Genomic DNA, 26967 nt, shown 5'->3' with positions numbered 1-26967 from the left:
ACTACTTCAACAACAGTTCAATTAACTTGCCTTCTAACGCTGCGCCGCGAAGGTTTTTGCCTACAATCTTGCCATCAGGATCAATCAAAAAGTTTTGCGGTATGGCGTTCACATAATACAGCATTGCTGCTTCATTGTTCCATTCTTTAAAATCACTCACCTGGGTCCAATCTAAATTATTTTGCTTGATGGCATTTAACCAGGCTGTTTTATAAGTGGCTTTATCAAGCGATACGCCCAGAACGGTGAACTTTTTGTAATACTTTTCATAAACCCTAACTAGGTTTGGGTAACTCTGCAGGCAAGGTTCGCAGTTGGATGACCAAAAATCGAGCAGTACGTATTTGCCCCTTAAAGATGATAACTTAATCGGGTTTCCGGCGGTATCTGGCTGGGTAAAATCGGGTGCTGTAACACCTATGGCCGTTGCCCTTAACCCAACAAACGACTGTTGCAGTTTTTTGCCTGCATCGGTTTCTTTAAGCTTTGTTGCCAGGTTGTTGTACAAAGGCTCAATAACAGACAAATCTGCCGATGGCCCACCCATTGAGCTTAAGGCCATCAGGCTTAAATAACTGTCGGGATGCGCAATAATGAATGTTCTGAGCGCGGCCTCCCGCTCTTTTTGAATAGCTTGAAACTTATCTTGCAAAGTATTCTGATAAACGGCCGAACGTTGCATGTCGGCCGTGGCTGCGCGCTGCTCGGCCTGCAGTTGTTGCCCTTTTAGGTATATGGGAGCCATGGCTGTACTCAATTGCTCGTTATCGGCATTTATGGCTGAACCCGTAATTTGCGTGTTGGAGATGGAGTCGGCTCCCGCAATGTATATATTGCCTTTTTCCAGGTAAAAGCTCAGTACGTCATCATCTGGCTTAAAACCTTTAAAACCTGCTCCCTTGTGGTCAACCAGCATAAGTGCGCTAACCGGCGCCAGTATTTTGCCCGTGAACTGAAAACTGCCATCAACCAGTACGGTTGAGTCGAGCACTTTTTTATTATTAACCAGATAGCTCAAATATACCCTTAAAGGGGTTTTAACCGTATTGAGCCGGCCGTTGATAATAAACGTCTCGGGCGTTTGTGCCGATAATAACAAGGGAGACAGAACGGCTATGTACAGGAAAAACTTTTTAAGCATGCTTGTTAAAATGAATATCTAACGGACGGGCATAGCTTTTGGTATAAGTGTAATCATCCGTTAATAAGTAAGATGCGTTTAAGCCAGCTTTTGGTAGGTCCGCCACCATAAATCGGGCATTTCTCCGTTAATGGCCGTCGTGTAATCTTCATAGCGGCAGGGCACCAGGTGGTAGCGCTCGTTGAGTGAGCCACCGGTAGGATAGGGCACCTGCATCCACCAGCGGTCGGTCTTTTTGCTTTTTACAAACACAATCTCGTGTTCATCGTGCCTAAGCGTAGTTTTATATACCAGGTACTGCGATTTGGGTTGCAGCGGAAAATCCATTTTACGGTTGTAAAAGCCGTCAATGAAATACCATATCATTTCGGCCAACAGCATAGCAGTTTGTCCGTTGCTGTCATAAGCCGGGTTAAATTCGTAAAACCCTATAGAGCTCAACTTGTCGTTAAAGCCGGCGTACCGGCACATCTGGCAGGCTTCTTCGCCATAAAAACCGTTAGGCGTGGCGTTGGCATTGCCCATCGCATCTGATGAACGTACGGCGCCAATATCAAAGCTTATTGCGTTGGCATTGCGTATAACAGGCTCAGTAACACTAACGTTGCCCATCAATTCGCCCAGGCGGTGCACATCAAAAAACAGGTTGTCCATTACGCGCAGGCTATCCTGGCTTACAAAATAAGTTTGGTACCCCAGGTTGCTGAAATTAAACAGGTAATTAGGCTCGTGCAAAAATATCTTATTGAGGTAGGAGTGTGATGTAGTGGAATCATCCTGCTCCATATCGGCCTGTTCATCTAAGTCAAAATGCGAATCGATAACTACCATATCCACTTTTTGCTCCATCTCTTCATAAGCGAGGTATTGGGCATAGGTAAGATCCTGCCCACCACCTAAAACTATGGCTACTATATCCTGTTTCACCAGTTCGGCTAAAACAGTTTTAAGGGCAAAGTAGGTGTCGTTTATGCTGGCGCCTCGGCGTATATTGCCCAGGTCGTATATTTTTGATTTGTAGTCGCCCTCGTGCAAGTTGTACAGTTTTTCACGAACATAATCGGGCCCCAGCGCACAGCCCGGATTGCCCACTGCATTGCGATCATCCTGAACACCAAAAACTACCAGATCGGGTCTTTGTTCCAGGTCTGGAAAGTATTGGGTATAGGTTTCAATCTTATTACCCAATTGGCTGGGCTTATAACCCTCGCTCGGCGCAATTTTGTTTAATTCAACCGGGGTAAAGAAATCCGCTAATGACATATCCGTGCTTGCAAAAAGTTCAAATATCCATTTTTTAAATTAAATTGCGCTGTTTTAATAAAAACTAACCCTCATAGATGATTCTGGTTACCGGCGCAACAGGTTTTGTAGGTTCCGTACTGGCCCGACAGCTGGTTGAGCAAAATATTCCTATCCGATGTATTAAGCGCAGTACCTCTGTTACGCCCGAATTTCTGAGACGTTTTAGTCATTTGATAGACTGGCGGGAAGCCGACATATTAGACAGCACTACCCTGGAGGATGCTTTTGAAGACGTTACTCATGTTTACCATTGTGCCGCCTGGGTATCATTTAAGGAAGCCGATAAGGCGCAAATGATTAACACTAATGTGAATGGTACCGCTAATGTTGTAAACCTGTGCCTGGATAATGATGTACGGCTGCTGCATGTAAGCTCAATAGCCGCCATAGGGCAGGCCAAGCCCGGCGAGTTGATCAGTGAGAAACATCACCTCGAAGAAACGCCGGCTAACAACGGATATGCCATCTCCAAACTGGAAAGCGAGATGGAAGTTTGGCGCGGTATTGCTGAAGGGTTGGATGCCGTAATTGTAAACCCATCGGTAATTATTGGACCTGCTGCAGGTGTTGATGGCAGCGGTAAAATATTTGAAACAGTACGCCGAGGCCTGAAATTTTATACCCGCGGCAGCTGCGGCTTAGTGGATGTGGAAGACGTTGCCCGCTGTATGATTATGTTGATGAACAGCGATATAACAGCCGAGCGCTACATTATAAATGCCGAGAACTGGACGTTTAAAGAACTTACCCAAACCATAGCCCAATGTTTCCAGATAAAGCCACCCGCCACCGAGGCCAAGCCATGGATGCTGGAACTAGCCTGGCGCAGCGCCGCATTTGTAGCTACACTAACAGGTAAAGACCCCTCACTGGATAAGATTGCCGCCCGCTCTGCTACTGTTGAGCAAAACTACGATAACAGTAAGATTAAAAAAGCAATTGGCCTGGAGTTTAAACCTGTGGCAAATACCATCAAAGAGGTTTGCGAGGCGCTAAAGCTGGCTAAGTAGTTGAATGGATGAGGGGCTGATTAGTTCGATATTTTATTTATTCTATTCAATATTGCAAGCTTTAACCAGGGAACCACTTGCCATTTAACCACTCAACTAATCAACCAATCTGCTATATTTGCCGCAACCATGGGGCAATATTATATTATAGATTTTGATAGCACCTTTACACAGGTTGAAGCGTTAGATGAACTGGCGCGTATCAGTTTAAAAGATCATCCCGGGCGGGAACAGATTTACCAGCAGATTGAAGATTTAACCAATGCGGCAATGGAAGGCAAGCTTTCCTTTGCTGATAGTTTGGAAGGGCGCATTAGACTATTAAGCGCTAACCGCGAGCATTTGAGTCAACTGGTGAAACATCTTCGTAAAAAGGTGTCGCCTTCTTTTTCCCGTAACAGTATGTTCTTTAAAAATCACCAGGACGAGGTACTGATCGTATCGGGTGGTTTTAAAGAATTTATTACTCCTGTTGTAAGCGAGTATTATATTAAAAAAGAAAATATATACGCCAACACGTTTGAGTTTAACGAGCAGGGCGATATAATAGGTTATGACCGCAGCAATCCCTTATCACAAGAAGGCGGTAAAGTGAAGCTGCTTAAAGAACTTAATTTACAAGGCGAGATCCATGGCATTGGCGATGGCTATTCAGATTTTCAGTTGAAGGAATCGGGTCTTATTAAAAAGTTTTTTGCTTTTACGGAGAACATCGAACGTAAATCGGTAGTGGAAAAGGCAGATCACGTAACGCCCAGCCTCGATGAGTTTTTATACATCAATCGCTTGCCCCGGGCTATATCTTATCCTAAAAACCGTATAAAGTGCTTAGTGGTAGGTAAGGTTGAAGAAGAGGCGCTGGTACAAATGCAAAAGGAAGGTTACAATATTCGCCATCATGACGAAATAAAGGAATCCTATTTGCAGGAGGCCGGTGTTTTACTTTGCGATGAAGCTCACCAGCCCACGCCCGAGCAATTACAGAATGCAGGCCGGTTAAAAGTAATAGGTTGCTTTGGCAAAGTTAACAGCAGAAAAGTGATGGATGCTGCCTGCGAAAATGGTATCATCATTTTTGATGATCCAAAGCATAATCCGCGTAGTGCTGATTTTATCCCTAAAAGGGTTATAGCCTTTATGAACGAGGGCAAAACCCATACCAGCTGTAATTTTCCTGATTTGCAGCCACCCCGTATTAATAATGCACACCGGTTAATACACATTCACAAAAACGTACCGGGTATACTTGCAAAGATAAACGAGGTTTTTGCTCGCCATAATATTAACATTGTAGGAGAGTTTCTGGTTACTAACGCACAAATTGGTTATGTAATTACCGACGTAAGTTCCGGCTACGACGAGCAGATACTCAGCGAACTGAAAGCTATAGAAAATACAATTAAATTTAGGCTGCTATATTAATAAGTGTATAGAATCGAGATAAAAGCGCAGTTTTGTGTTCATAATCTCGATTCTGTACACTTGCCTCTCTAAATAAAAACATATCCTGTTTCATCTGTTATAAAGTAATAAAACCGTAAAACCTTTTAAGATGGAAACTACCCGAATATTGATAGGTATAGATGAAAGCAAATATGCCGACTACGCTGCCGAGTATGGTTTTAACCTTGCCCGTAAACTGGATGCCGCTGTAGGTATTGTAAATATTATAGAGCCTGTGCCTGCCGTGGTTTCGCCCATGAATGATACCACTTTTGGTTTGCCTTTTGAAGGTACTGCCGAAATAAACACCGTTGAAATGATGAATACTCAAAACCAGGCAGCCGATAGCTTACTTGGACGTATTGTACAAAAATATGGTACTGACTTGCAGGTAACCCAATACACCGACTACGGCTCAAGCGCCGATGGTATTGTGAACTGCGGCGCTCAATTTGGCGCTACCTTGATTGTGATAGGCACCCATCACCGTAGCGGATTCGACCGCTTGTTGATGGGCAGCGTGGCTGAAGAGGTTGTTCGTAAATCAAAGGTTCCGGTATTAGTTGTTCCTTTGAACGAAGCAGAGACCGTATAATTTGACATGATTTATTAGCTTTTTGCCAGGTGTATTGGCTACAAGGCTTGAGCCACTTGCTATAATACAACAAAAAAGGCGTTTCTATCAAAAGAAACGCCTTTTTTGTTGATGCACGTATTGGTGTTTTATACCATATAGTTCCAGCCATGCGTATCTGCTATAAGGCCGTAGCGGAGGTCGTTCAGGGTGTTAAATAAACGGTTAGAGAATTCGCGGGTAGCAGGATCGCTCAATGTATATTCTTCGCCTTCAAAGTTAAAGGCACCAACAGGGGCAATGGTAGCAGCTGTTCCGGCGCCAAAGGCATCCGTTAACTTGCCGCTACGGGCACCTTCCAAAATTTCGGTAATAGATATGCGGCGCTCTTCAACTGTAATGCCCCAGTCTTTAGCCATTGCAATTACGGTATCGCGGGTTACACCATCCAAGATGGTATCGCGGGTTGATGGCGTAACCAATTTGCCATCCAACAGAAACATAACGTTGGCAGCACCCATTTCTTCTGCATACAAATGTTCTTTGGCGTCGGTCCAAATCAACTGGTCAAATCCTTCTTCAATAGCCCGGCGGGTAGGCAACATTGCGCCGCCATAGTTGCCGGCTGCCTTGGCGTAGCCAAAGCCACCTTCGGCCGAACGTGTGAAAGTGGTTTCGAATTTTACGCGCAGTGGCTTGCTGAAGTAAGGACCAACAGGGCAGGTTAAAATTACGTATTTATAAGTTTTTGAGGGAACAACACCCAAAAACGGATCGGTAGCAAACATAACCGGACGAATGTACAGCGAGTGATTGTCGGCGGTAGGGATCCAATCGCGCTCTACATCAACCAGTGCGGCAATGCTTTGTACAAAAAGTTCTTCGGGCATTACGGGCATGCACAAGCGCTCAGCAGATTTGTTAAAGCGGGCTGCGTTCTTATCCGGCCGAAAGACAGAAACCTGCCCGTCGGCATGTTTGTAAGCTTTTAGGCCCTCAAAAAAGGCTTGTCCGTAGTGCAATGATGAAATAGCCGGGCTCATACCTATTTCGCCGTAAGGCACAATCTCAAAATTTTTCCATTCGCCGTCGGCATAATCGGCCACCAGCATGTGATCGGTAAAAGTATGTCCAAATACTAACTTACTAAAGTCGGTTTGCGCCAGGCGCGATTGGGCAGATTTGGTTATCTTGATGTCAAGCGTTTCAGTAGTCATGGCCTGATATATTTTAAGTAAAGTGGCAATTTATGATTTTTTGCATGAATTGGCTACTCTAACTGAAAATTAGCAGCTTAATACCTCATGGTACTAATAAATGAAATGCCTAATGCCGAATTTATAATGGGCGTGATATATACAAGCTTGTAATTGTTAATATTATAAAAGCGGTTAAATGGTTGTAATTGAGGTTGCACAATATTAGATTTGTAATAGGGCAATTGAAATTTATACACCTTTCAATTGGTCATAAAAAAGAATTAAGCAAACATGAAAAAAATAATAATAACCGCCCTTGCTGCACTACCAGTTGCGGTAATGGCACAGGCGCCTGCCGGTACTTTTACCGTAAAAGGTAAAGTTGGAAACTTAAGTGCGCCGGCTAAAGCTTACCTTGAGTATCGGGCGGATGGAAAAACCATCGATGATTCGGTGACGCTTAAAAATGGTGAGTTTCAATTTAAAGGTACGGCTCCGGCAGCTCCGGTACAAGCTTATTTGTTACTCAACCCGGCGGGTAATGGTTTAAATAAAAGCCGCGACTATCAGTTAATTTACCTGGAGAAAGGAATAATTACTGTGCAAAGCAAGGTTGATACCATGAAAATGGCAACAGTAAGCGGTACGCCCACCAATATGGATAATCAGGCTTTTAAAGATGCCAACAAACCAGTGAATGATATTTATGCAGCTATGAATGCCAAAGCAAAAGCTGCAACTCCTCAACAGCGCGAATCGGCAGAATTTAAAAAGGAAATAGAAGCCATGGATAAAGCAGCTGATGAAAAGTCAGAAGCTATTACCAAGGACTTTGTAAAAAGCCATCCTAAATCTGTAATGAGCTTGAACCTGTTGCGCAATATTGCTTACGGTGCCGATTATGCTGAAATAGCGCCGTTATACGCTGCTTTGTCGCCATCAGTAAAATCCAGCGAAAGCGGTAAAAAGTTCGGTGAACAATTGGCTGGGATGAAAAGTGTAGCCCTTGGCGCCACTGCTCCTGATTTTGCCATGGCCGATACCAGCGGAACGATGGTGAAGTTATCATCTTTTAGAGGTAAGTATTTACTGGTTGATCTGTGGGCATCATGGTGCGGCCCTTGCCGTCAGGAAAATCCAAATGTGGTACGTACGTTTAACAAATACAAAGACCGCAATTTTACTGTTCTAGGCGTATCTCTTGACAGACCAGACGCTAAAGCCAAGTGGCTGGCCGCTATTCAAAAAGATGGTTTAACGTGGACTCACGTATCTGATTTAAAATATTGGGAAAATGCAGTAGCAAAAGCTTGGGGTGTACAAGCTATACCGCAAAACTTTTTACTTGACCCTAACGGCAAAGTAATTGCCAAAAATTTACGGGGCGATGCTTTAGATGCTAAGCTAGCCGAGGTGTTAGCTAAGAGTGATAAAACGAAAGCGGAGTAAAACATATAGTAAAAAAACAACAAAGGCCTTTTGATATTTATCGAAAGGCCTTTGTTGTTTAAGAACAACTTTATACGGCACCACTAAGTGGTATTTGTTTATCGTTATTAATTTCCTAACTGCTTTAATGCCATATAAGCCATCAGGCCGGTACTTACTGTTAGTGCGCTTTCCTCCACATCAAAAGTCGGCGTGTGTACAGCCGACGTAATGCCGCGGCTTTCGTTACGGGTGCCTAACCGGTAAAAGCAGCTATCGGCCACTTGTGAGTAATAAGCAAAATCTTCGGCAGCCATCCATATATCCAGGTCCAGCACATTTTCTTTACCTAAATAATCTTCGGCATGGCCACGTACCGATGCCGTAAGCTTTTCTTCATTAATCAGGAAAGGGTAACCTCGCATGATGTTGAACTCGCAGCTGCCGCCCATGCTTTCAGCAATGCCTTCGGCCATTTTTTTCATGCGGATATGAGCTTCACTGCGCCACTTTTCATCCATGGTACGGAAGGTGCCCTCCAGGTAAACCTCGTTAGGGATAATGTTAGTAGCGCCATTGGCAATCACTTTACCAAACGATAATACCGATGGGCTTTTAGGATCGGCAAACCGGCTAACTACTTGTTGTAGTGCGGTAAGGATATGGGCAGTAATAATTACCGGGTCAATATTTTGCTGTGGCTGTGCACCGTGGCCGCCTTTGCCCTTTACGGTAACGTAAATCTCATCGGTACTGGCCATGTACTTACCCGCCCTGAAACCTACCTTGCCCGCATCAATAAGGGGCATTACATGCTGTCCTAGTACGGCTTGCGGTTTAGGGTTTTCCAATACGCCCTCCTGTATCATCAGGTTGGCTCCGCCAGGCAGCTTCTCTTCAGCTGGCTGGAAAATAAGTTTTACAGTACCGCCAAACTGGTCTTTTAGGCTGGTTAATATAGTGGCCGTACCCAACAATGATGAAGTGTGCACATCATGGCCGCAGGCATGCATTACACCGGTGTTTTGCGATTTGTAAGGCACGTCATTAGCTTCTGTAATAGGGAGCGCATCCATATCTGCACGCAGGGCTACTACCTGGTCCGACGGCTTGTTCCCTTTCAGTAGCCCTACAATGCCATTATCTGCCATGCGTACATACGGAATGTTCAGCTCATCAAGCTTTGATGCCACGTAAGCTGATGTTGCCACTTCATGGAATGAAAGCTCGGGATTGGCGTGCAGGTGCCTGCGGTTGGCTACTACATCCTTAAATATCTTTTGCGAGAGTTCCTGTATTTGTTCCTTCATCATTGCGGGGTGGTGTTTGGATCTAATTTGGGCAAATTTATTTTTTCTGATAAAATGTAAAGCGGGCTAAACACTCCCTTTAACTCCTGCACCAGTTTAGATGCCTCCAGCCTGGAACGGAAGTCGCCGCCTTTTACCTTAAAATTAGGCTCTTTATAATTAATATACGTGCGCAACTCGGGGTGCAGCTGCTGAAATTTGTTTTGTGCGTTAAAGGCGGCTTTGCGATTTGGCCCGCTAAAGAACTGTACCCGGTAGCCGTAAGCTGAAATACCGCTCCGGATAGCTTTGCCGGTGCCTTTGTTTTTACTGTACCGGTGCGCAATTAAAGAGTCAATGCGCGGATCTTTTATTATCTCCAGCTTGCCGCGCTGCTGGGTTTGAGCCTGGGCAGGCAAGTATAACGCAAGGCAAATAAAAGTTATTAAGCATACGCTGGGGTTAAGCTTCAGATAACGTTTAAGAAATAATTTCCCTCTATCCATTTTTTACAAAAAATGCTGTTTACAGGCTTGTGTTCAAATCCTGCAAACAGCATTACATAGTTATTTTTGTGTTAACGAAACCTATGCGCCGTGGCAGTTTTTGAACTTTTTGCCGCTACCACACGGGCAAGGATCATTACGACCTATTTTTTGCTCAGCACGTACAGGTGTTTGTTTTTCCTGTATCTCTTCATCGGGCACGCCGTTGGTTTCGTGTACAAGTTCGGGCTTGCTCATCCGCATCTGACGCATATCGGTACGCGGAATAGGGCGGGCCTCGTGCACTTCTTCAGGAGCCTGCTGTACCGGAATACCGCCTCTGAACAGGAAGCTAACCAGCTCCTTGTTTACATTGGCCAGCATTTGACGGAACAATTGGAAAGCTTCGAACTTGTACACCAGTAATGGGTCCTTTTGCTCGTAAACGGCATTTTGTACCGATTGCTTTAATTCGTCCATCTCGCGCAGGTGTTCTTTCCAGGCATCGTCAATCAAGTACAGGGTTACGTTCTTTTCAAAAGATTTGAACACCTCCAGACCGTGATTGTCAACCGCTTTTTTCAACGGAACAGCTACTTGTATGCCATGTACACCATCGGTAAATGGTACTACAATGTTTTCCACATACTCGCCGCGGGTTTCATAAACGTCTTTCAGTACCGGGTAAGCCTGCTCGGCAATACCTTCGGTTTTGCGTTTATAAAAATCGGTTACTACATTAAAGGTGCCTTCAACCAGGTTATTCAGGTTAGCCGCGGTAAATTCTTCCTGGCTTATCTCCGGATCAACCGAGAACAAGCGGATCATTTCCATACGGAAGCCTTCGTAGTTGTTAGCCTCTTTGTATTCGGTAACTACATCCTCAACCACATCAAAAATGGTGTTGCTGATGTCTACATCCAAACGCTCGCCAAATAAGGCGTTTTTACGTTTAGCGTAAACTACGGTACGCTGTGAGTTCATCACGTCATCATACTCCAGCAAGCGCTTGCGGATACCAAAGTTGTTTTCTTCCACTTTTTTCTGCGCACGCTCTATCGATTTGGTAATCATAGAGTGCTGAATAACCTCGCCTTCTTCAATGCCCATGCGTACCATCAGGTTAGAGATACGCTCTGAGCCGAATAAACGCATCAGGTTATCCTCTAACGATACAAAGAACTGTGAAGAACCCGGATCGCCCTGACGACCGGCACGACCGCGCAGCTGGCGGTCAACACGGCGCGACTCATGACGTTCGGTACCTACAATAGCTAAACCGCCGGCTTCTTTTACGCCTTTGCCTAACTTAATATCCGTACCACGGCCAGCCATGTTGGTAGCTATGGTTACAGTACCAGCCTGACCCGCTTCGGCCACAATATCGGCCTCCTTTTGGTGCATTTTGGCGTTCAGTACGTTATGCTTGATACCGCGCAGCTTAAGCATACGGCTCAATAGTTCTGATATTTCTACCGAAGTGGTACCTACCAACACCGGGCGACCTGCCTGGGTAAGCTTTACGATCTCTTCGGCCACGGCGTTATATTTTTCGCGCATGGTGCGGTATACCAAATCCTGGCGGTCATCGCGCTGGGCAACTACGTTAGTTGGGATTTCTACTACATCCAGCTTGTAAATTTCCCATAGCTCGCCTGCTTCAGTTACAGCAGTACCGGTCATACCGCAAAGCTTGTGGTACATCCTAAAGTAATTTTGCAGGGTAATGGTTGCAAAGGTTTGCGTAGCGTCCTCAACCTTTACATTCTCTTTAGCCTCAATAGCCTGGTGCAAACCGTCAGAATAGCGGCGGCCATCCAGTACACGACCGGTTTGCTCATCCACAATCTTTACCTTGCCTTCATCCAAAATGTATTCAGTATCCTTTTCGAAAAGGGTATAGGCTTTTAGTAACTGGTTGATAGAGTGGATACGCTCAGATTTAATAGAGAAATCACGCATCAGCTCATCTTTCTGCGCCAATTTTTCCTCTGGCGAAAGATCAGACTTCTCAATTTTTGCAATCTCGGTACCAACATCAGGCATTACAAAGAATTTAGGATCTTCGCCGGATGCAGTGATCAGCTCAATACCTTTTTCAGTAAGTTCAACCGAGTTGTTTTTTTCATCGATTACAAAGAATAATTCCGTATCAACCTTAGGCATTTCCTTGCCTTGGTCTTGCATGTAATAATTCTCTGTCTTTTGCAAAACGGTACGGTTAGCGCCTTCACTTAAAAATTTGATCAGCGCTTTGCTCTTAGGCAAACCACGGTGAGCACGCAATAGGGCCAAGCCACCTTCATCGCTACCGGTTTTGCCGTCGTTTATTTGTTTTTTTGCTTCGTTTAAAGCAGTGTTTATATAAGTTTTTTGTGCATTTACCAAGCGCTCAATGCGAGGTTTAAGCATGTAAAATTCATGCTCATCACCGCGTGGTATAGGGCCCGAAATAATTAAAGGTGTACGGGCGTCATCCACCAAAACAGAGTCAACCTCATCCACCATAGCAAAGTGAAGTTTGCGTTGTACCAGCTCTTCTGGAGTGCGTGTCATATTGTCACGCAGGTAATCAAAACCAAACTCGTTGTTGGTACCAAAGGTGATATCGGCCAGGTAAGCATTACGGCGTGATTCCGAATTAGGCTCATGCTTGTCAATACAATCAACCGATAAACCATGGAATTCGTACAGCGGTCCCATCCACTCCGAGTCACGACGAGCCAGGTAATCGTTCACAGTTACAATGTGTACGCCTTGGCCGGCCAGTGCATTTAAATACGCAGGCAGTGTAGCTACCAGGGTTTTACCCTCACCGGTTGCCATCTCGGCAATTTTACCGCTATGGAGTACAATACCGCCAATCAGCTGCACATCATAGTGTACCATGTTCCAGGTAACTTCGTTTCCTGCAGCTATCCAGGTATTGCTGTGGGTGGCTTTATCGCCTTTAATTACAACGTTGCCTTTTTTAGCAGCCAGCTGGCGGTCGAAATCGGTAGCGGTAACTTCAATAGTAGGGTTGTTGGCAAAACGGCGGGCCGTTTCTTTTACTACGGCAAAAGCCGAAGGTAATATATCTAACAGGATAACTTCCAGCTCTTTGTTGCGGTCTTTTTCAAGCTTGTCAACACGGCTGTAAAGCTCCACTTTGGCGTTCACGTCCAGGTTGGTATCAGCCGATTCAATTTCGCTTTTAATGGCTTGTATTTGCTCATCAATGGCAGCAAGGCCTTCGGCAATTCTCGCTTTAAAATCTGTTGTTTTAGCCCTTAACTCATCATTGCTGAGGTTGTCGAGCTTTGCAAATTCGCCTTTTATTTTTTCAACCAGGGGCTGTATGCTTTTTACATCCCTTTCCGATTTACTTCCAAAAAGCTTACTAATAAATCCTAACATAATTTCGATATAATACTCCGTCTATCCCAACAATTACGCCAGCCACACCTTGGGTGGCATAATGGCAGGTAAAGGTAGTGATTTTTAGGCATAGAGCCAAGAATCAACACTCAAGAAACAAGCGTTTGGAACCACGTTTTTTAATGAGCTATAGAAATACGAACCGGTTCTCGACTCTTGGCACTTGGTTCTGAACCCAAACTATTATCTTTACCGCCATGAACATTCTACTCATCGGTTCGGGCGGCCGCGAAAGTGCATTTGCCTGGAAACTAAGCCAAAGCCCTAAATGCGAACAGCTTTTTATTGCACCCGGTAATGCAGGCACCGGCCAGTATGGTACCAACGTTGATATTAAAGTAACCGATTTTGAAGGTATTAAGGCCTTTGTACTTAGCAACGGCATTAACCTGGTTATAGTAGGACCCGAAGAACCGCTGGTAAAAGGTATACACGATTTCTTTTTAAATGATGAGCAACTGAAAAACGTTCCGGTTATTGGGCCGCAGCGTGAAGCGGCTCAGCTTGAAGGCAGTAAGGATTTTTCGAAGCAGTTTATGCAGCGGCACAACATCCCAACGGCGGCATCGCGCACGTTTACCCGCGATACCTTGCAGGATGGTTTAAGCTATCTGGCTACCCAGGGTTTGCCGGTGGTTTTAAAGGCCGACGGCCTGGCGGCAGGCAAAGGCGTTTTAATATGCCTTACCCTGCAGGAAGCCCAGCAGGAATTGGTAGAAATGCTTACCGAAGCCAAGTTTGGCGAAGCCAGTTCTAAAGTAGTAGTAGAACAGTTTTTACAAGGCATAGAACTATCGGTTTTTGTACTGACCGATGGTAACAGCTATAAGATTTTACCCGAGGCTAAAGATTATAAACGTATTGGCGAAGGCGATAGCGGCTTGAATACAGGTGGTATGGGTTCAGTATCGCCGGTTCCGTTTGCCGATGAAATTTTTATGCGGAAAGTAGAAGAGCGTGTGGTGGTACCCACCGTTGAAGGTTTAAAGCAGGATGGCATTCCTTACAAAGGGTTTATATTTATTGGGCTGATGAATTGTGAGGGTGAGCCATGGGTAATTGAATATAACTGCCGCATGGGCGACCCCGAAACCGAGAGCGTGTTGCCACGTATAGAGTCTGACCTGATAGATTTATTAATGGGCGTGGCCGAAGGCAATCTGATTGAAAAACAATTTACCATATCACCCAAAATAGCGGCTACAGTAGTTTGTGTAGCAGGCGGCTACCCGGGCGAGTATTTGAAAGATAAAGTAATAAGCGGATTGGATAATGTGCGCGGCTCCATCGCTTTTCATGCCGGTACTGGTATGCAGGGCGATGATGTGATAACTACCGGCGGCCGTGTGCTGGCCATTACTTCATTGCAGGATGATCTTTTTACCGCCCTGCAACAAGCCACACTGGATGCAAGCCGTATTTATTATGACGGTAAGTATTTCAGGAAAGATATTGGATTTGATTTGTTGTAATATCCTGCCAACCCTCCCAGATGGGCTTTGCACCAGGTTGGTAAAATACATTTATAGTTGTCTGTTTATACTGAGTTAACGGATGATAAAACACAAAGAGCCTGGCAAATGCAGGGCTCTTTGTGTTTAAGGCCATAAAACCTATCACCTCAAATGGCAGGGAGAGATCTTGAATGGATGAGCTTATTTGTATGTTTTGTAAAGCCCTCTCTCCGCTCGAAGGGGGGCGATTACTGACCTTTTACCGTTTGCAGCATCTCCTTAACGGCTGCTTCCAGTTGTTGGTCTTGCCCGTTCAAAATCTTGCTGTAGTCGGCCGGAACGCGAATATCTGGCTCCAGCTGATGGTTTTCTGTCGGGTGGTTCTCACCTGGTCCCCATGAAGACACCATCGGGATCCCGAACACCAGGGTGCCGTCTATCTGGCGTTCCCACCAAACAGCGGTACCTGTGCCGGCAACCGGCATACCTACCAGCTTGCCTAATTTTAAAGCTTTATAAGCGTATGGGAACATAAATGCGTCAGAGTAATTACCCTCGCTCATGAGCACGCAACTGGGTTTGTTCCATTTGCTTAATGATTCTCCTCCCTCGGTTGGTGTGCCCTGTGGCCGCAGCTGGAAGTATAGCTTGCCGCCTAAAAAGGTAACCAATTCATCGTGCAGCCAGCCACCGCCGTTAAAGCGGGTATCTACAATCAGTGCTTTTTTGTTATAGTTGCGGCCAAGTACCTTGTCAACTGTTACGCGGTAGCTGGGGTCATTCATTCCCTGTACATGCACATAGCCAACCTGTCCGTTCGATAGGCTGTCAGTCAGGTGTTCCATCTGCCTGATCCAGCGGTTGTACAGTAGAACGCTTCTTTCAAAACTAGGGCGTACCGGTTTTACATTCTCTTCGTAGCGAGTATTGGTTTTAGGATCATGGAAGCTAATTAGCGTATACTTATCGGCCTTGTGGTTCAATAGCTTTGTCCAATCTGCATCATCGGTAATAGTTTCGCCATCAATTTTATCAATCACAAAGCCTTTTTTCATCTTGGTACGGGCCACATCAAACGGACCGCCGGTTATTATATCGGCCACTACCAAGCCGTTGCCGCCTTTGGTTTGATCGTACAGCAAGCCCAGTGCGCCGGTTTCATCAGCGTTAGGGAACACTGGCGAATAGCGGCCGCCAGTATGTGAGCCATTCAGCTCGCCCAAAAACTCGCTTAACAGTATCTGAAAATCATAGTTATTGTTGATGTGCGGTAGGAACTTAGCATAGGTGGTATGATAGTAATCCCAATCCACGCCCTGCAGTTTAGGATCGAAGAACTTTTTGGTTACTTGTTTCCAGGCATGGTCAAACACATAAGCACGTTCACCGGCAGCATCCAGATCCATAGTGCTGTTGATTTTTACAGGCGTTATTTTGCCGTCATCAACGTTTACTTTCATTACATTACCACCAGCCAGCACAAACAGGCTTTTACCATCGGGCGTTAGCTCCAACGAACCGCCTTGTGCATTAAGCGAAGCCAGTACTTTACTTTCCTTGGTACGTGGCATGCTCACCCATAGGTCAAAGCCTTTATCAAAACGGGCCAGGTAAAAGACCTTTTCGCCGTCTTTAGACATAATAACGTCCGAAATATCGGTAGACGTTAAAGTTAAGCGTACGGTGCGGTCGCTCAGATTTTTAAGGTTGGGCGTATATGCATAAGGAGCTATGCCTGCCGGAGTTTTGGCATTAGCAGGTGTTGATTTGGTAGTGGCCGATGATCTGTTTAGCGAATCTCTCTTTTCTTCCTGTTTGCGAATATCCAAGTCCTCCTTGCTTAGCTGGAACCTATCCCAGGCAGCCTGATCAAAAAACATGGCATAAACGTCATCTTGCGCACCGCGCGAGAAGTTTTTACGGCCCTGCTTATCGGATAGCCAGTAGATCATCTTACCGTTCAGTCCCCATTGCGGATGGCCATCATTGAAGCCGCTTTCGGTTAAGTTGATGCGGTCGCCGGTGCCATCGGCTTTTATTAAGGCTATTTCGCTACGGCCATAAGCACCCTCGCTTGATTCGGCAGCCAGGTAACGGCTATCGGGCGACCATGAAAAGAACTGGTCGCCATCAGAGTAAGAAAAATTAATGCCTGCAGGAATTACAGTGACCGACTTTTTGGTAGCCACGTCATACACTTTAACGGTGTTGCGTTCTTCCAGGTAGGCTATCTTTTTGCCATCCGGCGAGTAAACGCCCTGAAATTCTTCTTTGGAGGAATTAATAACCGGTTCGGTTGCCAACGTGGTTGATGCAAAAAAGTAAGGCTCATTGCGGTTGGCTAAGCTGGTTTTATAAATGTCCCATGATGTGGTATTTTCAACCGAATACAGCAAAGTGCGGCCATCCGGGCTAAATTTTACCATACGCTCCTGATAAGGGGTGTTGGTAATGCGCTTGGTAATGTTCCCATCTGCCGAGGCTACAAATATTTCGCCACGGTAAACAAAGGCTACTTCCTTGCCGTTCGGTGATACGGTAATTTCGGTAGCATCGCCGCGTACAGGCATGTTTTGTACCTGGTCGCCGTTAAAATCAGCGCTGAGGCCAATGTTTACTTTCACCGGTTGCTGGCCGTCTTTCATGGTAAACAGTTCGCCGTTTTGGGTGAATGCCAACAGGCCGTCATCAGAGCGGGAAAGGTTACGTACCGGGTCTTTGGTAAAGGTGGTAAGCTGTGTAGGGTTGTTATAATCGCTTAATGAGGCGCGGTACAAGTTTTGGTTGCCATTGCGTTCACTCAGATAATAAAAGGCATCGCCGTTGCCCCAAACCGGTTCGCGGTCTTCGCCTACGTAGGTTGATACCTTGGTATATGATTTTTTGGTTACATCATACACCCAGATGTCGCGTGTAACGGCTGAGGTATGGTGTTTGCGCCAGGGGTCTTCATACCCTTTGCGGTCCTGGTAAATAAATTTATCGCCTGTTTTGTTAAAATGTACATACTCTGTACCTGCCGAGTTAATCATAATACTGCGTCCGCCTTTAACCGGCACAGCGTACATCTTTGCAAAATAAGCATTGCCCGGAAAGCGTACCGAAGTGTAAATATCATGACGGTCGGTGCCAAAATATACCTTCTGATTATCTACCGAAAAGTCCATTGGAATATCCCTTTCAGAAGCAAAGGTAAGGCGGGTAGCCTGGCCGCCATCGGCAGGCATTACATACACGTCAAAATTGCCATAACGGTCGGAGGCAAAGGCAATAGTTTTACTATCATGGCTCCAAACAGGGTAGCCGTTATAGGCGCTGTTGATCGTTAAGGGAACAGCAGTGCCGCCGCTTGCGGCTACTTTAAATAGGTTACCTTTGTATTCAAAAGCAATCCACTTACCATCTGGAGATAGGGTAGGCTGCTGCATCCAGAGTAAGTGTTGCTGCGCAAACACCGTACTTTGGGCTAAAACAAATGCCGTAAGCAGGAGTAGGAGTTTTTTCATGCACTTAGTGAGTTAAATAAGAAGTTAATGCATTAAAAGTAGGTAAAAAGCTGTTTAATGCCTTTTTTTTAATGGATTTATTGCAAAAAAGAAAAGCCTCCTGTAGGGGAGGCTCTATTTGTTATTAGGTTATTAAAACTCGGCGTTCTTTGGGAACCTTGGAAAAGGAATCACATCGCGGATATTACCCATGCCCGTTACAAACAGTACCAGGCGCTCAAAGCCTAAGCCAAAGCCGGCGTGCGGGCAGCCACCAAAACGGCGGGTATCCAGGTACCACCAAAGCTCATCCTTAGGGATGCCAATCTCGTCCATACGCTGCTCCAGCTTGTCCAAACGTTCTTCACGCTGCGAACCGCCAACAATTTCGCCTATGCCAGGGAACAGAATGTCCATAGCGGCAACTGTTTTGCCGTCATCGTTTTGGCGCATGTAAAAGGACTTGATCTCCTTAGGGTAATCGGTTAAAATAACCGGTTTCTTAAAGTGTTTCTCTACCAGGTAACGCTCATGCTCTGATTGCAAATCGGCACCCCAACCCTCAATTAGGTACTGGAACTTTTTCTTTTTATTCGGCGTCGAATCTTTTAAAATATCTATAGCCTGCGTATAGGTTAAACGCTCAAACTCATTATCTAAACAAAACTGTAGTTTCTCCAGCAAGGTCATTTCCGAACGTTCCTGTTGTGGTTTGGTTTTCTCTTCTTCCTGCAGGCGCTGGGTTAAAAACTCAATATCCTCGCGGTTATGCTCTAAGGCATAGTTTATCACGTATTTTAACAAGCCTTCGGCCAGGTCCATATTGTCGGCCAGGTCATAAAAAGCCATTTCGGGCTCAATCATCCAAAACTCGGCCAGGTGACGGGTTGTGTTGGAGTTTTCGGCACGGAAAGTTGGACCGAAAGTATAGATATCGCTCAGGGCCATAGCGCCTAATTCACCTTCTAACTGACCAGATACGGTAAGATTAGTAGCACGGCCAAAAAAGTCTTGTTTAAAATCTATCTCACCCGTCTCGGTTCTTGGCGGATTGGCCAGATCAAGGTTGGTTACCTTAAAAGCCTCGCCGGCACCCTCTGCATCCGAAGCCGTAATTACCGGCGTATGCAGGTACACAAAGCCTTTCTCCTGAAAAAACCGATGCACCGCAAAAGCCAGGCTGTTACGCACTCTGAAGATGGCGCCAAATGTATTGGTACGAAAACGCAGGTGTGCAATCTCGCGCAAAAATTCCAGGCTGTGTTTTTTGGGCTGCAAGGGGTATTTTTCGGGGTCGCTATCGCCCAAAATCTCAATGTGGGTAGCTTTAACATCAACCGCCTGCCCTTTGCCTAAACTGGCAACCAGTTTACCCGTTACACTCAGCGCGGCACCGGTGGTAATGCGCTTAAGTAAAGCCTCGTCCGTATTTTGAAAATCAACAACAATTTGAATGTTACTATTGGTTGAGCCATCATTTAAAGCAATAAACTGATTATTACGGAAGGTGCGTACCCATCCTTTAACGTTTACTTCCTGTTCGGCAGGTGTAGTTTGCAACAGTGCTTTAATTTTAATTCGATCACTCATGTCTAAAAATTTAAGAAGCGCAAAAATACAATTTAGATGCAAGAATCAAGAGCCGGGAACCAAGAGTATTATCAGCACTTACGCGGGGCTTTTAATTTGTTTAGTTTTGTAGTAAACCAGCCATAAATTTTAGATGTCCGTTAAATCGCTCCAGCAAATCTTTGATGATTACGAAACCAATTTTGTGGATAGTCCGGCTTTCGTGATCAAGTTTGTTGAACTAAATCCGGCTGTGCTGGCTGCACCGGGCCAATTGCGCGAACGGGATGACCTTTTAAAAGTGGCTGCCATTGTTGGCAAGTATTTTAAAGCGTTAATGCAAACAAAGCAGTACCAAAAAGTAGTTGATGAAGTTGATCGTGTGCTTACGGAGTTTGATGCAAATATGCGCCTGTTAAAAATGCAGCCAATTCAAGAGAAATGGTACCTGCACCTTATGTTTTTTAAAGGGGAGGCGCTGTACAATTTAAACTTTTACAAAAATGCGCTGGATCATTTTAACCAGACATTGGTTTTAACACCCGACAATGCCATTATTAAAAAGTGGATCTTTTACTCCAAAACCATGGTGTACAAAAGGTATCATGATGGGGCCTTTATCATAGGCGGGGTGCTTATTATAGGTAGCATTTTATTGGTTAACTATTTCCATCACTGGATAAATGCATTGATTAGCTTTATTGGGTTAGCGTTGGTGCTTTACACTTTTGCCATTAAGTACATCTATCACAAAAACAGAAAAGCCGATATGCGCTAATCCGTTTTTAACTCTGTGGGCAATTAGTTATATCTTTGTACCTGCATGATTACCAAAGCCACCATAGACCGTATAATGGAAGCCATCGACATTGTTGAGGTGATTGGGGAGTTTGTGCAATTGAAAAAACGCGGGGCTAACTTTATAGGCTTGTCGCCGTTTGCAAACGAGAAAACGCCATCGTTCACGGTGTCGCCGGCTAAGGGAATATTTAAGGATTTTTCCACTGGTAAAGGCGGGTCGGCCGTTACGTTCCTGATGGAGCATGAGAAATTCAGCTACCCTGAGGCGCTGAAATGGCTGGCAAAAAAATACAATATCGAGGTAGACGAATTACAGGACAGGCCGGAAAATGCAGAGGCCGATAACCGTCGCGAAAATCTGATGGTGGTAACCAGCTATGCTGCCAAGTTTTTTCAGGAGGCCATGTGGGATACCAGTGAGGGTAAAAGCATTGGCCTGAGCTACTTTAAAGAACGCGGTTTTACAACCGATATCATCAAGAAATTCGAGCTCGGTTACTCGCCCGATAATTGGGAGGCATTTACCTCAACAGCTATCAATAAGGGCTACCAGCCGCAGTATCTTGAAGAAAGCGGGTTATCGGTAAAACGTGATAATGGTACATTGTATGACCGCTATCGTGGCCGGGTAATGTTTCCAATACATGGCTTTACCGGCCGGGTAATTGCCTTTGGCGGGCGTACGCTTAAAACCGATAAAAAGGTACCCAAGTACGTAAACTCACCCGAGTCGGAGATCTATCACAAATCGAGCGTATTATACGGGCTTTTCTTTGCCAAAAAAAGCATACGCGACGAGGATAATTGTTACCTGGTTGAGGGTTATGCCGACGTGTTGTCGGTGCACCAGGCCGGTATTGAAAACGTGGTGGCTTCATCAGGCACGTCGCTTACGGTGGAGCAGATCAGGCTCATTGGTCGATTTACCAAAAATATCACCATTTTATATGATGGTGATGCAGCAGGTATCAAGGCATCGCTGCGCGGACTTGATCTTATTTTGGAAGAAGGACTTAATGTTAAGGTAGTGCTCTTTCCGGATGGGCACGACCCCGACTCTTACGTGCGCGAAGTTGGCAGCAATGCGTTTAAGGGCTATATTGATCAAAATAAAAAAGATTTTATTTTATATAAAACCAGCATCCTGCTTAAGGAAGCCGGCTCCGATCCCATACAGCGCGCTAACGTAATACGTGAAATAGTGGAGAGCATTGCGCGTATACCCGACTCTATTAAAGCATCGGTATTCATTCGCGAGTGCAGTCACCAGTTGCAGATTGATGAGCGTATTTTGTTGTCGGAACTGAATAAGATGCGGTTGGCCAAAAGTAAAAAGGATGGTCAGCAACAACAACGGCCTTATGGATACGAAGAGCTGCCCCCGCCCGATGAACCGCACTTTTTTGATGAGCCTGTTGCACCAGCCAAGCCCGTTGAAACCAGCCTCCTGCAAGAGCGCGAAGTGATACGTTTATTATTGGTTTATGGCAACCAGATCATTAACTGGGATAATATTGCCAATACTTACATTGGTCCGTTTGTAATAGCAGAGCTAAGCGATGTGGAGTTTGAGAACGCTGCCTGCAAAAGCTTTTTTGAAATATATAAGCAACAGCTCGAGAACGGTGTATTGCCCGAAGAACAGTTTTTTATTCATCATCCTGATAAGCAGATTGTTGATTTAACAGTAGATCTGCTGGCTACCAAATATACACTGAGCGAGAACTGGTATAACATGCATCGCATTTTTGTGCACGAGGAGCAAATGAATATGAAAGCCACTATATTGGGCGCCATATTTCACCTCAAAAAACAAAAGGTGGGCAAGATACTAGACCAGCTGCGCACCGACCTGCAAAATGCCCAGGAACCGGCCGATCAGGACATCATCATGACGCAGTACCTGCAAATGAAGAAGATTGAAAAGCACATTGTAGATTACCTGGGGTCTGTTATTATTAAATAAAATGGCCACGCATAATGACTTAGGCCGCCGTGGCGAAGCTTTAGCCAAGGCGCATCTGGAAGCAGCCGGCTATGAAATACTGGACGAAAACTGGACTTTTGGCCGCGCCGAGGTAGATTTAATTGCTTATAAAGACAAGGTTATTATATTTACCGAAGTTAAAACGCGTACCGGCAACGGCTTTGGTGAACCCGAAGATTTTGTGGATAGCCGAAAGCAAAAGCTGCTGGCCGATGCGGCCGACGAATATATTTATTTAATGAATCACCAGGGCGAAGTGCGATTTGATATTGTGGCTATACTATTTACACTTAAAGATACGTATACATTAAAACATATTGAAGATGCCTTTTGGCCAACAGCCTGATTATAAATTTTGCATGAAGCATAAGCATATCTTATACCTGGCGGCGGGTTTGCTGGCCATATACAGTTGTAATCCTAAAAATCAATCGGTAAACCTGGGCATTAGCCCCGAGGCCGGCACCAATTACAAACAAGGCGATAAAGTAAGTATTAAGGTTGCTTACCCTGCCGATATGAAGACTGACTCTGTAGTGTACCTGCTCGATTCGGCTCGTTTAGCCAGTCGTAAAGACTCATCTGCGTTTGAACTTACCACTGATAGCATTACCCTGGGTCCAAAAATCATCACAGCAAAAATTTACGCTGCAGGCCAGGTGCAGGAGGTAAGTACCAACATAAACGTGTTGGCTGCCAGGGCACCTGAGGCTTACGGTTTCGAGGTTGAGAAGACCTTTCCGCATGATACCAGCAGTTATATTGAAGGATTAGTATATCATAACGGCTTTTTATATGAAAGCGATGGTGGAAGGGTAGCCGAAGGAACCGGGCAATCCAGCCTGCGTAAAGTAGATTTAACCACCGGCAAGGTGCTGCAAAAAACAGATGTTGACCCTAAAGTTTTTGCTGAAGGTATTGCCTTGGTAGACGATAAAATTGTACAGCTCACCTACACCGAAAAGATTGGCTACGTTTACGATGCTAACACATTTAAGCTGCTACAAACCTTTACCAATAATGTAGGCATTGAGGGCTGGGGAATGTGTTATGATGGTAAACAGCTATATATGGACGATAGCAGTAACCGCATATGGTTCCTGGATAAAAACAATTACCATGCAATCGGTTCTATTGATGTATATGATGATCAGGGCCCTGTAAATAAGCTTAATGAATTAGAGTATATTAATGGCAAAATATACGCCAACGTGTACGAAACCAATGATATTGTGGTAATTGATCCTAAAACAGGTGCCGTGCTACAGCGGGTAGATTTAAGTGCCTTGTACCCTGAGGATGCGCGCGCAAGTTCTCCGGGCGCTGAAGTTATGAACGGCATAGCCTGGGATGCTGCAGGCAAGCGCTTATTTGTAACCGGCAAGAAATGGCCAAAATTGTATCAAATTAAACTGGTGAAAAAGTAAGCTGGCGTTACATATTAAAAACAAGAAATAAAGTCCTGCACTATAAGTGCAGGACTTTCCTTTTTTAATTAAAGCAGCTCACTTGTTGCTCGTGCTGAATAAAATTTACTTTAAATGTAATATAGAAAAATATCCGGCTATCACTTATTTAAAATACCTACTTTTAGGCCGAGAATTAATTAATAGGTACTGATTTATCTTTTTTGCTAAATCAGCAATTGTAATTTTAAAACCATTCCTAAGTTTCAATCTGAACAATATGGCTCAATCTGCACAGATCTTAAAGAATAAGAAAAATGACATCCTGGAACTATGGATGAAAAACCAGTTAACTGATGCTGGCCTTCGCGATGATTTGATGAGCAACGAAGAGTTACGCTCACAATCTGAAGAGCTGGTAGATACCCTGATTGGTTCGCTAAGTGCAGATAATATTACCGATGCCGAGTCGTCTGACTTTGACGGTGTTATTGAGATATTGGGTGGCATATCTATAACACGTGCCCGCCAGGGTTACAGCCCGCGCGAGACAGGAGCTTACGTACTAAGCCTGAAGGAAGCGCTGCTTTCAATCCTGGAAACTGAACTTAAAAACGACCTGGCTTCTTTGTATGAAGAAAGCATTAAAGTAAGTCGCCTGATTGACAGTTTTAGCATTATCACTTTCGAAACTTTTATTAAGGGCCGCGAGGAAGTTATTTTACGTCAAACAGATGAGATTGCTGAAATTTCTACACCCGTTATACGCGTTTGGGACGGCATTTTAGCCCTGCCAATTATTGGTACTTTAGACAGCTCACGCACACAGGTAGTAATGGAAAACCTGCTGCAGGAGATTGTAGATACCGGTAGCAGTATTGCCATATTAGATATATCGGGCGTACCGGCGGTTGACTCGCTTGTAGCGCAGCACTTAATAAAAACCGTAAGCGCTACCCGCCTAATGGGTGCCGAATGTATAATCAGTGGTATTCGTCCCGAAATTGCGCAAACCATTGTTCACCTCGGTATAGATCTTTCTAACATCGTAACCAAGGCTTCATTAGCCCATGCACTTAAATTTGCTTTTGCTACTCTGCGATTAGAGGTGAAAAAGAAAGCTGGAGTAGTGGTTGAAAAAGCGAATTAATTAAAACATGGATCGTATTCCTATTTTAAAAATGGGTCACTTTTTACTGGTGACCATACAGGTGGATTTGTACGACAGGCTGGCTATGGACCTGGAGGCCGATTTGGTAAAAATGGTAAGCATCACTGGTGCTAAAGCTGTTTTGATCGATATTTCGGCCGTTAGTATTGTAGACTCGTTCATGGGCCGTATTATTGGCAACATTGCCAGTATGTCGAAGCTTTTAGACGCCGAAACAGTAGTAGTGGGTATGCAGCCTGCTGTAGCCATAACCCTGGTTGAACTGGGCCTGGAATTGCCGGGTGTGCATACCGCCCTGAATGTTGAAAAAGGCATGGCGCTATTAAGCAGCCTGATTATTATAGACGAAGAAACAGAAGAGGAAGAAGATGACGATACTGCCCTTAGCTAAAGATACCCTCAAGGTATATAAGGAGCAGGATGTTATTTTGTTCAGAAATCGTGTTAAAGAGCACGCAGTTAAAATAAAAATGGGATTGGTTAATCAAACCAAGCTCATTACCGCCGCAAGCGAGCTGGTGCGTAACATGCTCAGGTATGGCGGCGGCGGCGAAACGGTAGTTGAAGTAGTTACCCGTGGTCGCGATAACGGTATCAGGTTAACGTTTAAAGACCAGGGGCCGGGTATACCTGATATTGCCAAAGCGATGATGGACGGCTACTCAACCGGAAAAAGCCTGGGTTTGGGTTTGCCCGGTGCCAAAAGACTGGTTAATGAATTCAATATCAAAAGTGAGGCTGGAAAAGGTACTACAGTTACCATAATTAAGTGGGCTAATGGTTGATGCAACACATACCAGCTATCCGGCTGGCGACAGGAGTTACTTTTCCTTATTAAAAAAAGATATACACCACAAAGCGCAGCAGGCAGGTTTTAACGCCGGCAGGTTGGCCGAGCTTGATCTTGTACTGGCCGAGCTTACCTCAAACCTCCATAAGTATGCTAATGATGGCGAAATACTGGTTTCGGTAGGCCAAGATGCTCTTGGTGACTATATGGAAATTATTGCCATTGATAACGGCCCCGGGATGGTCGATCCGGCTAAAATGATGCAGGATGGTTATTCGACCGGAAGCAGTATGGGACATGGTTTGGGCAGCATCAGCAGAATGTCTGATGTGTTTGACCTTTATTCTGTTAAAGGCTGGGGATCAATCATTTTAAGCCGCCTTTATCAAAGCCCGCCCGACGTAAAAAAATTGCCGCTCCATAATTTAGAAATTAAACCGCTGGTGGTAGCTAAAACTGGTGAAACCGTAAGCGGCGATGGTACGTATTATAAAACGGAGGGCAATAAAGTAAAAATGTTGGTTGCCGATGGTTTAGGGCACGGCGTAGAAGCTAATGTTGCAGTAAACGAGGCCGTAAAATGCTTCGAAACTTGCCCGCATGAATTGCCGGTTGATATTTTACGATATTTGCACCAGGGTATCCGCAAAACGCGTGGCATGGTGGGCACCGTGGTAACTTTTGATGTTGAAGCCAAGAAGCTACAGATTGCAGGCATAGGCAATATTGCCGCCAAGCTTTTACATTTAGGGGGCGATGTGAAAAACCAAATCTCCTACAATGGCATTATAGGTCATAATATTCCGAATACCATGAACAACCAGCAGTATAACTTTGCTGATTATAGTTATTTAATATTATGTTCAGATGGTATAAAATCGAGATTAGATCTGAACAAGTATCAGGGGATAGGCAGATATGATGCAGCGGTGCTGGCAGCGGCTATTTATAAAGATTTTTCAAGACGCACAGATGATACATCGGTGGTGATCGTTAAACTGAGATAAGAC

The 26967-nt window shown here is 44.9% G+C and carries 21 protein-coding genes; 13 read left to right on the top strand and 8 right to left on the bottom strand.

Annotated elements, in window-relative coordinates:
• Position 1: 1 nt before the first annotated feature.
• Both ABDD94_RS18745 and ABDD94_RS18740 read right to left on the bottom strand, forming a co-directional pair.
• Positions 2-1141 (bottom strand): TlpA disulfide reductase family protein, encoded by a 1140-nt coding sequence (locus ABDD94_RS18745; protein WP_345953519.1) that lies wholly within the window; start codon positions 1139-1141, stop codon positions 2-4.
• 78 nt (positions 1142-1219) lie between these two features.
• Positions 1220-2404 carry a formimidoylglutamase gene (locus ABDD94_RS18740; RefSeq protein WP_345953518.1) on the bottom strand — a complete coding sequence of 395 codons (1185 nt, stop codon included), beginning with the start codon at positions 2402-2404 and terminating at the stop codon, positions 1220-1222.
• A 77-nt stretch (positions 2405-2481) separates the two neighbouring features.
• On the opposite strand from ABDD94_RS18740, the gene ABDD94_RS18735 reads away from it, so the two are divergent.
• The 3 genes from ABDD94_RS18735 to ABDD94_RS18725 all read left to right on the top strand — a co-directional run bounded on the left by ABDD94_RS18735 (position 2482) and on the right by ABDD94_RS18725 (position 5494).
• Positions 2482-3456: an NAD-dependent epimerase/dehydratase family protein gene (locus tag ABDD94_RS18735; protein WP_345953517.1), complete on the top strand. Its 975-nt coding sequence runs from the start codon at positions 2482-2484 to the stop codon at positions 3454-3456.
• 129 nt (positions 3457-3585) lie between these two features.
• Positions 3586-4878 (top strand): HAD-IB family phosphatase, encoded by a 1293-nt coding sequence (locus ABDD94_RS18730; RefSeq protein WP_345953516.1) that lies wholly within the window; start codon positions 3586-3588, stop codon positions 4876-4878.
• Positions 4879-5008: 130 nt separating this feature from the next.
• Complete coding sequence (locus tag ABDD94_RS18725) at positions 5009-5494, top strand: universal stress protein (protein WP_345950570.1); 486 nt, start codon at positions 5009-5011, stop codon at positions 5492-5494.
• 128 nt (positions 5495-5622) lie between these two features.
• On the opposite strand, the gene ABDD94_RS18720 is transcribed toward ABDD94_RS18725, so the two are convergent.
• Positions 5623-6690, bottom strand: a complete 1068-nt coding sequence (locus tag ABDD94_RS18720) for a branched-chain amino acid aminotransferase (protein WP_345953515.1) — start codon at positions 6688-6690, stop codon at positions 5623-5625.
• 273 nt (positions 6691-6963) lie between these two features.
• On the opposite strand from ABDD94_RS18720, the gene ABDD94_RS18715 reads away from it, so the two are divergent.
• On the top strand, positions 6964-8121 hold the full coding sequence (locus tag ABDD94_RS18715; protein WP_345953514.1) for a TlpA disulfide reductase family protein: 1158 nt from the start codon (positions 6964-6966) through the stop codon (positions 8119-8121).
• A 107-nt stretch (positions 8122-8228) separates the two neighbouring features.
• On the opposite strand, the gene ABDD94_RS18710 is transcribed toward ABDD94_RS18715, so the two are convergent.
• The 3 genes from ABDD94_RS18710 to secA all read right to left on the bottom strand — a co-directional run bounded on the left by ABDD94_RS18710 (position 8229) and on the right by secA (position 13273).
• Complete coding sequence (locus tag ABDD94_RS18710; RefSeq protein ID WP_345953513.1) at positions 8229-9413, bottom strand: M20 family metallopeptidase; 1185 nt, start codon at positions 9411-9413, stop codon at positions 8229-8231.
• Entirely contained in the window at positions 9410-9895 is a 486-nt protein-coding gene (locus tag ABDD94_RS18705) for an SPOR domain-containing protein (RefSeq protein WP_345953512.1), read from the bottom strand. The genes ABDD94_RS18710 and ABDD94_RS18705 overlap by 4 nt, the downstream gene beginning before the upstream one ends.
• Before the next feature lie 81 nt (positions 9896-9976).
• A complete protein-coding gene (secA, locus tag ABDD94_RS18700) occupies positions 9977-13273 on the bottom strand; it encodes a preprotein translocase subunit SecA (protein ID WP_345950575.1) in 3297 nt (1098 codons plus the stop codon).
• A 218-nt stretch (positions 13274-13491) separates the two neighbouring features.
• Between secA and purD the strand changes: the two genes are divergently transcribed.
• Positions 13492-14766: a phosphoribosylamine--glycine ligase gene (gene purD / locus ABDD94_RS18695; protein ID WP_345953511.1), complete on the top strand. Its 1275-nt coding sequence runs from the start codon at positions 13492-13494 to the stop codon at positions 14764-14766.
• Between the two features lie 230 nt (positions 14767-14996).
• Here purD and ABDD94_RS18690 read toward each other — a convergent pair whose 3' ends face one another.
• Positions 14997-18254 carry a S41 family peptidase gene (locus ABDD94_RS18690; RefSeq protein ID WP_345953510.1) on the bottom strand — a complete coding sequence of 1086 codons (3258 nt, stop codon included), beginning with the start codon at positions 18252-18254 and terminating at the stop codon, positions 14997-14999.
• A 132-nt stretch (positions 18255-18386) separates the two neighbouring features.
• Entirely contained in the window at positions 18387-19823 is a 1437-nt protein-coding gene (gene asnS, locus ABDD94_RS18685) for an asparagine--tRNA ligase (protein WP_345953509.1), read from the bottom strand.
• A 133-nt stretch (positions 19824-19956) separates the two neighbouring features.
• Here asnS and ABDD94_RS18680 point away from each other — a divergent pair, with 133 nt between their 5' ends.
• From ABDD94_RS18680 to ABDD94_RS18645, 8 genes are all read left to right on the top strand, one after another.
• Positions 19957-20580 carry a hypothetical protein gene (locus ABDD94_RS18680; RefSeq protein ID WP_345953508.1) on the top strand — a complete coding sequence of 208 codons (624 nt, stop codon included), beginning with the start codon at positions 19957-19959 and terminating at the stop codon, positions 20578-20580.
• Positions 20581-20625: 45 nt separating this feature from the next.
• Positions 20626-22569, top strand: coding sequence for a DNA primase (dnaG, locus tag ABDD94_RS18675; RefSeq protein WP_345953507.1), 1944 nt, complete (start codon positions 20626-20628; stop codon positions 22567-22569).
• Position 22570: 1 nt separating this feature from the next.
• Positions 22571-22936, top strand: coding sequence for a YraN family protein (locus tag ABDD94_RS18670; RefSeq protein WP_345953506.1), 366 nt, complete (start codon positions 22571-22573; stop codon positions 22934-22936).
• Positions 22937-22949: 13 nt separating this feature from the next.
• Positions 22950-24017 (top strand): glutaminyl-peptide cyclotransferase, encoded by a 1068-nt coding sequence (locus tag ABDD94_RS18665; RefSeq protein WP_345953505.1) that lies wholly within the window; start codon positions 22950-22952, stop codon positions 24015-24017.
• Between the two features lie 259 nt (positions 24018-24276).
• Positions 24277-25146, top strand: a complete 870-nt coding sequence (locus ABDD94_RS18660) for an STAS domain-containing protein (RefSeq protein ID WP_345953504.1) — start codon at positions 24277-24279, stop codon at positions 25144-25146.
• Between the two features lie 7 nt (positions 25147-25153).
• On the top strand, positions 25154-25558 hold the full coding sequence (locus tag ABDD94_RS18655; RefSeq protein WP_345950584.1) for an STAS domain-containing protein: 405 nt from the start codon (positions 25154-25156) through the stop codon (positions 25556-25558).
• Entirely contained in the window at positions 25536-25952 is a 417-nt protein-coding gene (locus ABDD94_RS18650; protein WP_345950585.1) for an anti-sigma regulatory factor, read from the top strand. Before ABDD94_RS18655 ends, ABDD94_RS18650 begins: the two co-directional genes overlap by 23 nt.
• Positions 25945-26964 (top strand): SpoIIE family protein phosphatase, encoded by a 1020-nt coding sequence (locus tag ABDD94_RS18645; protein ID WP_345953503.1) that lies wholly within the window; start codon positions 25945-25947, stop codon positions 26962-26964. Before ABDD94_RS18650 ends, ABDD94_RS18645 begins: the two co-directional genes overlap by 8 nt.
• Positions 26965-26967: the final 3 nt, after the last annotated feature.

Origin of the sequence: Mucilaginibacter sp. PAMB04168 (genome assembly GCF_039634365.2) — a bacterium.
Taxonomy (GTDB): Bacteria; Bacteroidota; Bacteroidia; order Sphingobacteriales; family Sphingobacteriaceae; genus Mucilaginibacter.
This window is presented reverse-complemented; position numbering and strand designations above follow the sequence as displayed.